We start from the raw sequence: 473 nt of genomic DNA, 5'->3' as shown, positions 1-473 counted from the left end.
ATTGTATCCGGATCCATTTTCAAATCTGCCAGAATTCCAGCAACTTGAATCGGGTGATAAATATAGTCTTCTCCAGATTTGCGTTTCTGCCCTGTATGCATTTTTTTTGCAAGTTGATAAGCAGAATCAACTCGTTTGACCTGGTCCGGAGTTAAATACTTTACATAAATATCGTGAACATCTTCAAAAGAGCGATTCTCAATTTTTTCCATCATGAAGCTCCTTAAAACCATCGTCAACCGGTATTTGTTTATCTAAGTAGGAATCGTGATGATTATCGCCAACAAAAGTAAAGAGAGCGAGAACAAGATAGGAGATAGCAAAGAAATAAGCATAACTGTAAGTAATTAAAGAGGAGCCGAATATTAGCTTGGAAGAAAAATTAACCAGACTAAAAGTTAGAGGAAAAATGAAAATGCCCCAAAACCGCAATCCGAAATGACGGAAATAAAAACCGCTATACAATGAAAAGC

Annotated in this window: 2 protein-coding genes; both read right to left on the bottom strand. The window is 36.4% G+C overall.

From position 1 onward, the window contains the following. A partial coding sequence (locus KH893_RS11900; RefSeq protein WP_281166290.1) for an HD domain-containing protein occupies window positions 1-212 on the bottom strand: 212 nt, incomplete at its 3' end. After that, the coding region (locus KH893_RS11895; RefSeq protein WP_281166289.1) for a hypothetical protein at window positions 199-473 on the bottom strand (275 nt) is incomplete at its 5' end. The genes KH893_RS11900 and KH893_RS11895, both read right to left, overlap by 14 nt.

The sequence above is a fragment of the Liquorilactobacillus sicerae genome (genome assembly GCF_029916425.1).
Lineage (GTDB): Bacteria > Bacillota > Bacilli > Lactobacillales > Lactobacillaceae > Liquorilactobacillus > Liquorilactobacillus sicerae.
Note: the sequence above shows the minus strand (reverse complement) of the source record. Positions and strands in the feature narration are given on the sequence as shown.